The 8,881-nt window shown below is 36.9% G+C and carries 9 protein-coding genes; all 9 read left to right on the top strand.

Annotation, left to right across the window (positions count from 1 at the left end; all coding sequences use genetic code 11):
* Positions 1 to 96: 96 nt before the first annotated feature.
* The 9 genes from RUH60_RS11185 (at position 97) to RUH60_RS11145 (ending at position 8,859) form a co-directional block, all read left to right on the top strand.
* Entirely contained in the window at positions 97 to 999 is a 903-nt protein-coding gene (locus tag RUH60_RS11185) for a hypothetical protein (RefSeq protein ID WP_313808325.1), read from the top strand.
* A 48-nt stretch (positions 1,000 to 1,047) separates the two neighbouring features.
* A complete protein-coding gene (locus tag RUH60_RS11180) occupies positions 1,048 to 2,208 on the top strand; it encodes a glycosyltransferase family 2 protein (RefSeq protein WP_313808323.1) in 1,161 nt (386 codons plus the stop codon).
* 84 nt (positions 2,209 to 2,292) lie between these two features.
* Positions 2,293 to 3,591 (top strand): dihydrolipoamide acetyltransferase family protein, encoded by a 1,299-nt coding sequence (locus RUH60_RS11175; RefSeq protein ID WP_313808321.1) that lies wholly within the window; start codon positions 2,293 to 2,295, stop codon positions 3,589 to 3,591.
* Positions 3,592 to 3,746: 155 nt separating this feature from the next.
* On the top strand, positions 3,747 to 5,348 hold the full coding sequence (locus RUH60_RS11170; protein ID WP_313808319.1) for a T9SS type A sorting domain-containing protein: 1,602 nt from the start codon (positions 3,747 to 3,749) through the stop codon (positions 5,346 to 5,348).
* A gap of 55 nt (positions 5,349 to 5,403) precedes the next feature.
* Complete coding sequence (locus RUH60_RS11165; RefSeq protein ID WP_313808317.1) at positions 5,404 to 6,177, top strand: 3'-5' exonuclease; 774 nt, start codon at positions 5,404 to 5,406, stop codon at positions 6,175 to 6,177.
* Between the two features lie 88 nt (positions 6,178 to 6,265).
* Positions 6,266 to 6,877 (top strand): fumarylacetoacetate hydrolase family protein, encoded by a 612-nt coding sequence (locus RUH60_RS11160; protein ID WP_313808315.1) that lies wholly within the window; start codon positions 6,266 to 6,268, stop codon positions 6,875 to 6,877.
* Entirely contained in the window at positions 6,878 to 7,222 is a 345-nt protein-coding gene (locus RUH60_RS11155) for a histidine kinase (RefSeq protein WP_313808313.1), read from the top strand.
* Between the two features lie 9 nt (positions 7,223 to 7,231).
* Positions 7,232 to 7,582: a hypothetical protein gene (locus tag RUH60_RS11150; protein WP_313808311.1), complete on the top strand. Its 351-nt coding sequence runs from the start codon at positions 7,232 to 7,234 to the stop codon at positions 7,580 to 7,582.
* 29 nt (positions 7,583 to 7,611) lie between these two features.
* Positions 7,612 to 8,859, top strand: a complete 1,248-nt coding sequence (locus RUH60_RS11145; RefSeq protein WP_313808309.1) for a competence/damage-inducible protein A — start codon at positions 7,612 to 7,614, stop codon at positions 8,857 to 8,859.
* Positions 8,860 to 8,881 lie beyond the last annotated feature (22 nt).

The raw sequence follows: 8,881 nt of genomic DNA, 5'->3' as shown, positions 1-8,881 counted from the left end.
TTAAAGTAAAAAAATCAGACAATTAGTTTTAGTTGGGTAGTTGAGGTCGGCATTCCAAAGATGTCGGCCTTTACTTTTTTATAGAAAATGAAGATTATGAAGAATTATTTAGTCGTTCTGTTTTTCTTTTTTGTTGGGGTCAATAATGCTCAGGAAGCCAATAGTTTGGAGCCGCTATATTTTAGTATTGATGAGGCGCTTTCTTCTGGAGGAAATGTTACTCAGCTTAATTTAAGAGATCAGTTTTTGTTCGTTACTCCAAACAAAATTTCGGAATTATCACATTTGAAATTTCTAAACCTAATGCAGAACAATCTGGAAAAGTTTGACCAAAATCTTTTACAACTTTCCAAATTAGAAGTGCTGGTTTTAAGACAAAATGCCATAAAATATATTCCAAAAGAAATTGAACAGCTAAATAAGCTCAAAAAACTGGATGTTGCTGTAAATAAGCTTACAAAATTGCCAACAGAAATAGGTGAATTGCATAAATTGGAATATCTGTACTCTTCGTTGAATTCGCTGGTTGCTGTACCCGAATCAATCGGTGATTGCAAGCAATTGTTGGCTTTAGAATTGGATAACAATCAAATCAGTTATTTGCCGGAAAGTTTGTCGAAACTTAAAAAACTGAAAGTGTTGCAGCTGTCCAATAATCAGTTGTATGAAATTGAAAAAGACCGATTTAATCTGCCAAATCTGAAAGAACTGAAACTCGATTACAATTCCCTCAAATATTTACCGGAAGATATTTCACAATTGAAAAGTCTGGAAGCATTGTTGTTGAATTATAATGTTTTAGAAAAATTGCCGGATAATTTGGTTCAACTCCAAAAGCTAAATTTTCTTTCGTTGGCTAATAATAATCTGGCCAAATTGCCGAAAAATATCAGTCAACTCACTAATTTGAAAACTTTAATTCTGACGGGTAATCCTATTTCAGAAGCAGAAAAACTTCGTTTACAACAGGAATTGCCTCAATGTAAAATTTACTTTTAAAGCGTACTGCAATCGGCTAAGTATAGGAAATTCAACTATATTTGTTGCATGCAGCTTTCGGTAATCATCCTTAATTATAACGTGCGTTATTTTTTGGAGCAATGTGTTTTAAGTGTTCAAAAAGCCTTGGAAAACATTGATTCTGAGATTATTGTTGTTGATAATTGTTCTGCAGATGACAGCTGTGAAATGATGAAAAGCCGTTTTCCGAATGTCAAACTCATTGAAAACAAAGCAAATTTGGGTTTTCCGAAAGGCAATAATTTAGGTGTAGCCGAAGCGAAAGGCGAATACACCTGCATTTTAAATCCGGATACTGTAGTTGCGGAAGATACATTTGAAAAAGTGCTCCATTTTGCCAAATCTAAACCCGATTTAGGCATCGTAGGTTGTAAATTAATCGACGGAACAGGTAACTTTTTACCCGAAAGTAAGCGCGGTGTTCCAACACCTTGGGTAGCGTTTACTAAAATCTTCGGTTTGTACAAAATCTTTCCAAAATCATCTTTTTTCAATAAATATTACGCGCAACATTTATCCGAAAACCAAACTGGGAAAGTCGATATTCTCGTTGGAGCTTTTATGGTGATGCAACGCGAATTATACCTAGAAGTAGGCGGTTTTGATGAAAATTGTTTCATGTATTCGGATGATATTGATTTGAGTTATCTGGTGTTGAAATCGGGTAAATCAAATTATTATTTCCACGAAACTTCCGTGATTCATTATAAAGGTGAAAGTACCGTTCGTGACGGAACGTATATGAAGCGTTTTCGGGAAGCGATGCAATTTTTCTACAAAAAGCACTTCGGAGGTTCGGTTATTTTTGATGTTTTCATGCGAATGGGCGCTTTTACCTTTTCGTTATTGAAGAAGAATCAGCAGAAACAGGTTTCTTATAATATTGAGGAATACGTTTTGTTTTCTTCGGATGAAAATCTGAGAATCAAGTTAGAAAATCAACTTCAAAAAAAGGTAATCCGTATTGCTGAAATTGATGAAAATGCGTTATTTTCGCAGGCAAATTCTTCAGAAAAACACCTTGAAATTCTTTTCGATAACGGCGGAATTTCGTTTAAACAAATTATTACTTTTCTCGAAGAACATAAGAATAGAAGATTTACCTTCAAAATCATCCCTAAAGCTGCTTCATTTGCGATAGGAAGCAACAGTAGTAACGACAGAGGTGAAATAATTACAATCGAATAAAAAAATACAGATTGTGAAATTATAAATCGAAATAATTAGTAATTTTGCAATCCAAATAGGAAAACACAACTTTAGTTTAAAGATATGGCAAAGTTTGAATTGAAATTACCCAAAATGGGAGAAAGCGTTGCAGAAGCAACAGTAACCAACTGGTTGAAAAACGTTGGAGACCGTATTGAAATGGACGAAGCAGTACTTGAAATCGCTACCGACAAAGTAGACAGCGAAGTGCCTTCTGAAGTAGCGGGAACTCTTGTGGAAATTCTTTTCAAAACCGATGATGTGGTTCAAGTTGGACAAACCATCGCGATTATCGAAACTGAAGGAGGTGCAGTAGCAGCAGAAGCTCCAAAAGCAGAAGCAGTTGCAGCTCCGGTTGCTGAAGTGGCTAAAACGGTTGAAGCAGCTAAAGAAGTTGCAGCTCCGGCAGATTTTTCAGCATCGGATAAATTCTTCTCGCCATTAGTGAAAAATATCGCGAAAGAAGAAGGAATTTCCTTAGCAGAATTAGAGTCTATCCAAGGCACAGGAAAAGACGGAAGAGTGAACAAAGAAGATATCCTAAACTATATCAAAAACAGAGGAAGTCAGCCAGTTGCAGCGGCTCCGGTTGCGGCTCCAGTAGCTTCAACTCCAGCTCCGGCGGCACAAGCAGCACCAGTTTCTGTAAACGGTGGTGATGAAATCGTGGAAATGGACAGAATGCGTAAGCTAATTTCCAAATACATGGTGGAATCGGTACAAACTTCGGCGCACGTTCAGTCGTTTATTGAAGTGGATGTGACCAACATCGTAAAATGGAGAGATAAAGTTAAAAACACATTCGAAAAGAGAGAAGGTGAGAAGTTGACTTTTACTCCAATCTTTATGGAAGCGGTTGCTAAAGCATTACGTGATTTCCCAGGAATGAATATTTCGGTTGACGGTGATTTCATCATCAAACGTAAAAACATCAACTTAGGTATGGCTGCGGCTTTACCAAACGGAAACTTAATCGTTCCAGTTATTAAAAATGCAGACCAATTAAACTTGGTAGGTATGGCAAAAGCGGTTAACGATTTAGGAAACCGTGCAAAAGCAGGTAAATTAAAACCGGACGATACACAAGGCGGAACCTATACAGTAACAAACGTTGGTACTTTCGGTTCAGTTTTCGGAACACCAATTATCAACCAGCCGCAAGTAGGAATCTTGGCTTTAGGAGCTATTCGTAAAGTACCTGCGGTTATCGAAACTCCGGAAGGTGATTTCATTGGAATCCGTCAGAAAATGTTCTTATCGCACTCTTACGATCACCGTGTTGTAGATGGAGCGCTAGGAGGAAGTTTCGTAAAACGCGTTGCAGATTATTTAGAAGCTTGGGATATTAATAGAGATATTTAATCCACAAAATATATTTGTTTTTAAAAGACCTCATTTTTGAGGTCTTTTTTTATAACCATTTGATTCTTAATTTTTTGTAACTTAGCGTTGGCTTTTTTCTAAGCTGTTCTTCAAATACCATCAATAGTTTAATTGTTTAACCAATTGATTTTAGTATGGATGGTGTAAAATTTACTTCAGTAGTTGTTTCCCTTTTATTTTATAGTACTGTTTTTTCTCAGTTTGGTGTTTTGGATCCTTCTTTTGGAGACAACGGAAAAGTAACAACTGTGTTCGGGACTGAGAATTCTTTGCTGTATGCTTTGGCTATTCAGTCTGATGGTAAAATTATTGCCGGCGGAACATTTGGATTTGAAGGATTGAGTCGTTTGGCTTTTTCGCGGTATAATTTAGACGGTTCTTTAGATGTTTCTTTTGGAACTGAAGGCAAGTCAGTAATCACAAGTTTTGGAATAGGGCTGAACCTCTTTTCGATGGTTTTGCAAACTGATGGAAAAATTGTCGTGGTTTGTGATACTTATAATCCACTGTTATCGCGTAAAGAATATTATTTTGCTCGATTAAATAATGACGGAAGCGTAGATAATAGTTTCGGTACCCAAGGATTACTAGCGGTTCCTAATGGTACTTTTGTTAGCGCAATAAAATCATTTGCAATTCATCCTGATGGTAAAATCACTGCAGTTGGCTACACAGGAGATTTAAGTGTTTCAACCGAAATTTTAGTGATACAGTTTAATTCAGATGGAAGTTTAAATAGTTCGTTTGGTGAGAACGGTATACAAAACATTGGTTTTAGAGTTTTAGATAGTGCAACAGCTATTGAAATTTTATCAGATGGTAAAATTTTGGTTGCCGGTAATTCCACTGGTGAATGGGATGACTATTACGGATACGATTATGATTTTATTATTGCAAGATTCAACGCAAATGGAACGTTAGATACGGCTTTTGGTGAAAACGGAAAAACAATTGTAGGAATAGCTAATAAAAGCGAATATTTAAAATATTTGAAAGTCCAATCAGATGGTAAAATAATGATTTTAGGAGAAAGAAATAGTGAGTATCCTTATATTATTGAGCACGTACGTTTTAATTCTGACGGGCAACCAGACACCTCTTTTAGTTCAAATGGAGTTGTTGTCACAGAAATAACAGATGACATGGCCTCATATCCTTCAAGTACAAACATATTAGCGGCCACGCAACAACCTGATGGTAAAATTATTGCGTCAGGATATTATTCTCCAGGAACTGCATGTTGCAGTGCAGTTCGAATGATGCGGTTTTTGAGCAATGGAGATTTAGATTCGACTTTCGGGGTTAATGGGATTGTGAGTCAAATTTCAACAATTGGTCAGGCTTATTCGATAGCCTTGCAGCCAGATGGTAAAATTGTGGTTTCCGGTAGCGGCGGAAGTGGAAATCCTGTACATTTTGATTTTATCATGTATCGCTACACATCCGGTTTGAATTTGTCAGCTTCAGATTTTAATTCTGATGCTAAAATTTCAGTGTATCCAAACCCAATAAACGATTTGCTGAACATTGATTTTAAATTAACAGAGGATAGCAACATCAATATCGATTTATTTGATTTTAGCGGAAGAAAAGTCGAAACCCTTTTAGACAAACAGCGAATTACTTCCGGAAACCACTCCATTAATTTTCAATTGCCCAATACGATGAGTAAAGGCATTTATTTTTTGAACATTATGAACAATTCTGAAAGCAAAATTGTAAAACTTGTTAAGTAGTTTTCTTTTGTAAAGAAATCGGTTCTCTTATATTTGTAATACTTAAAATTGATTAATGGAATTAAAACTCAACAGACCCATCTGCTTTTTCGACCTGGAAACTACCGGAATTGACGTCGGAAAAGACAGAATCGTGGAAATCGCCATAGTAAAAATATATCCCAACGGAAATAAAGAAAGTAAAACCTGGTTGGTGAACCCGACCATTCCAATTCCCGCACATGCAACGGCGGTTCACGGCATAACGAATGAAAAAGTCGCGAATGAGCCTACGTTTAAGGAATTGGCTTCTCAGGTTCATAATATGATTAAAGATTCAGATTTGGCGGGATTTAATTCCGACCGATTCGATATTCCGTTGTTAGCCGAAGAATTGTTGCGTGCCGAAGTTGATTTTGATATGAAAAACCGCGTTTCCGTTGATGTTCAGACCATTTTCCATAAAATGGAAGAGCGAACATTGAGCGCAGCCTATAAATTTTATTGCGGACAAACCTTAGACAACGCACACAGCGCCGAAGCGGACACGATGGCGACTTATGAAATTTTGAAAGCACAATTGGAACGTTATCCGGATTTGGAAAACGACATGAAGTCTTTGTCAGAATTCACAACCAGAAAAAAATCAGTAGATTTTGCTGGATTCATCGCCTTAAATGCAGAAGGTCAGGAGATTTTTACCTTCGGAAAACACAAAGGCGCTTTGGTAGATGAGGTTTTGGAAAAAGAACCAGGCTATTTCGGTTGGATTCAAAATGCTGATTTTCCGCTGTATACAAAGAAAGTCCTTACTGGAATCAAATTGAGAAAACTGAATACAAAACAGTAGGCAGTATGTAGTGGTCAGTTAGCAGTCTTGTTTTGCTGAATACTGAACACTAAAATACTAAACACTAAAATACTGAACACTGAAGACTATGAAGATCATTTGCATCGGCCGCAATTACGCCGACCATATATCAGAATTAAATAACGAACGTCCATCGGAGCCTGTGATTTTTATGAAGCCGGACACTGCGATTTTGCCTAAACAAACTCCATTTGTAATTCCGGAATTTACGAATGATGTGCATCACGAAGTGGAAATTTTGATTAAAATCAATAAGGTTGGAAAATATATTGATACCAAATTCGCGCATAAATATTATGACGAAATCGGTTTGGGAATTGATTTTACCGCTCGAGATTTACAAGCAACGTTAAAAGAAAAAGGGTTGCCGTGGGAAAAAGCAAAGGCATTTGACCATTCAGCGATAATAAGTGACTTTTTATCGAAAAAAAATTTTAATTCACTCGAAAATATTAACTTTGAATTAACCAACAACGGAACCATAGTTCAGCGTGGAAATACAAACCAGATGTTGTGGAAAATTGACGAAATCATTGCTTATGTTTCTCAATATTTCACTTTAAAAACAGGAGATGTTATTTTTACAGGAACGCCGGCCGGAGTGGACAAAGTGCAGCCAAATGACGTTTTGGAAGGTTTTATTGAAGGACAACAACTTTTTAGAATTCAGGTAAAGTAAATGGCATTACATTATAACTTATCAAAAGTCTATGAAATTTCGGATAACGATACCGAATTTGCACAACAGATAATTACACTTTTTGTGGAGGAAGTTCCAATTGAAATGAAATCCATAAAAGAAGGAATAGAAGAAAAAGACTATTCCAAAACTTACGCCTCATCACATAAAATTAAGCCTACTTTAGATCTATTGGGAATGGATTTAGCCTATGAAGAGAATCTTCAGATTATGGAATGGACTAAATCGCAAGGGAAACGAAAAGAAATTAAAGAAGTCTTCAAAAGCCTTAAAGAGCATGTTGATAATGCTTTAAAAGAGGTCAAGAAGGATTATAATTTATAACCGACCATTATGCCTAATACTATTAAAGTGAGATTCGACAGACATTTCAAAGTTTATGTTCCTGTCGGAGAAGTTGCTTCATTTGAAAAAGAACTGAATGCAAAATCGTTAAATTTTTACGCAGACAAGCGTACTGCGCTTCTGTCGGATGATACGGTTTTGTATTATCTTTTGGAGAAAGACAGCGATGCGATTCATCAGTTGATTTCAGAAAGTCAGACTTTTCACTTGAACGACGTAGTTGCGGCAGAAGGATTTTCGGAAGAACGAAAAATGATTCATTTGTATTTGCGGTTTGCATTACTTTTCATAATATTGACTATGGTTTTAAAAATGGTTGGCGCCTTTGTGCAACCATAAATAAGTAGTCACTAGTATCTTTTTAAATTATGAAAGCAGCCATTGTAACCATTGGCGATGAAATTCTTATCGGGCAAATTGTTGATACCAATTCAGCGTTTATTGCCAAATCTTTAGATAAAATCGGAATCGGAGTTTATGAAATGTTGTCCATATCGGATGAAAAACAGCATATACTGACTACGTTTTCCAGATTGCAGAACAACTTCGATGTTGTTATTCTTACCGGTGGTCTTGGGCCGACCAAAGATGATATCACCAAAAAAACTTTAGCCGAATATTTAGATGACGAATTAGTTTCGGATGCAAACGTTTTAGCACATGTAACCGAATTAATCGAGGGTTATTTCAAACGTCCGATTACGCAAATCAATAAAGATCAGGCGCTGGTTCCGTCAAAAGCACAAGTGCTGTTCAATAAAGTTGGAACAGCTCCAGGCATGTGGATGGAAAAGGAAAATACGGTTTTTATTTCGCTTCCGGGCGTTCCGTTTGAGATGAAGTATTTGATGGAGAATGAAGTGATTCCGAAATTAATCCAAAAATTCAATCGTCCTTATATAGTCCACAAAACCATCAGAACCTACGGAATTGGAGAAAGTTTGTTGGCGGAGCAAATCGAAAGTTGGGAAGATAATTTACCGGAGTTTATAAAATTAGCCTATTTGCCAAGTCCCGGACAAGTACGTTTACGACTGTCTGCTCGCGGAAATAACGAAAATCAGTTGCTTGAAGAGTTGGACAATCAAGTTGAAAAGCTACGTGAGATTATTGGTGACGCTATTGTCGGTTTTGATGATGGCGAATCAATCGAAGTGGTTTTGGGTAAATTGCTAAAAGAAAAAGGCTTAACTTTGTCCACGGCAGAAAGTTGCACCGGCGGTAAAATTGCATCGGTTTTAACTTCGGTTTCGGGTTCATCGGCTTATTTTAAAGGAAGTTTGGTAAGTTATGCTACAGAAGCTAAAGTTGCAATTTTGGGCATTTCTCAGGAATTGATAGACAAGCATTCTGTTGTAAGCGTTGAAGTTGCAGAAGCTATGGCTTTGGGAGCTCAAAAAATCATGAAAACAGATTATGCTTTGGCAACCACAGGAAATGCAGGTCCAAACAAAGGCGATGCCGACGCAGAAGTAGGAACGGTTATAATTGCATTAGCAACGCCAAACGGAGTTTACACAGAGGAATTTAACTTCGGGCAACCGCGTGAAAAAGTCATCGACAGGGCGGTAACAAAGGCGCTGGAAAAAATTTACAAAGAAATTTTAAAAAACTAATCAGAATAGTTTGTGTATTAGG

It is taken from the genome of Flavobacterium sp. (assembly GCF_032153895.1).
In the GTDB taxonomy this organism is placed as follows: domain Bacteria; phylum Bacteroidota; class Bacteroidia; order Flavobacteriales; family Flavobacteriaceae; genus Flavobacterium.
Note: the sequence above shows the minus strand (reverse complement) of the source record. Positions and strands in the feature narration are given on the sequence as shown.

What these genes read in the sequence shown, in the direction of transcription:
- RUH60_RS11165 (WP_313808317.1), top strand. Translation starts at nt 5,404, where the DNA reads ATGGAATTAAAACTCAACAGACCCATCTGCTTTTTCGACCTGGAAACT.
- RUH60_RS11185 (WP_313808325.1), top strand. Translation starts at nt 97, where the DNA reads ATGAAGAATTATTTAGTCGTTCTGTTTTTCTTTTTTGTTGGGGTCAAT.
- RUH60_RS11175 (WP_313808321.1), top strand. Translation starts at nt 2,293, where the DNA reads ATGGCAAAGTTTGAATTGAAATTACCCAAAATGGGAGAAAGCGTTGCA.
- RUH60_RS11170 (WP_313808319.1), top strand. Translation starts at nt 3,747, where the DNA reads ATGGATGGTGTAAAATTTACTTCAGTAGTTGTTTCCCTTTTATTTTAT.
- RUH60_RS11160 (WP_313808315.1), top strand. Translation starts at nt 6,266, where the DNA reads ATGAAGATCATTTGCATCGGCCGCAATTACGCCGACCATATATCAGAA.
- RUH60_RS11150 (WP_313808311.1), top strand. Translation starts at nt 7,232, where the DNA reads ATGCCTAATACTATTAAAGTGAGATTCGACAGACATTTCAAAGTTTAT.
- RUH60_RS11155 (WP_313808313.1), top strand. Translation starts at nt 6,878, where the DNA reads ATGGCATTACATTATAACTTATCAAAAGTCTATGAAATTTCGGATAAC.
- RUH60_RS11145 (WP_313808309.1), top strand. Translation starts at nt 7,612, where the DNA reads ATGAAAGCAGCCATTGTAACCATTGGCGATGAAATTCTTATCGGGCAA.
- RUH60_RS11180 (WP_313808323.1), top strand. Translation starts at nt 1,048, where the DNA reads ATGCAGCTTTCGGTAATCATCCTTAATTATAACGTGCGTTATTTTTTG.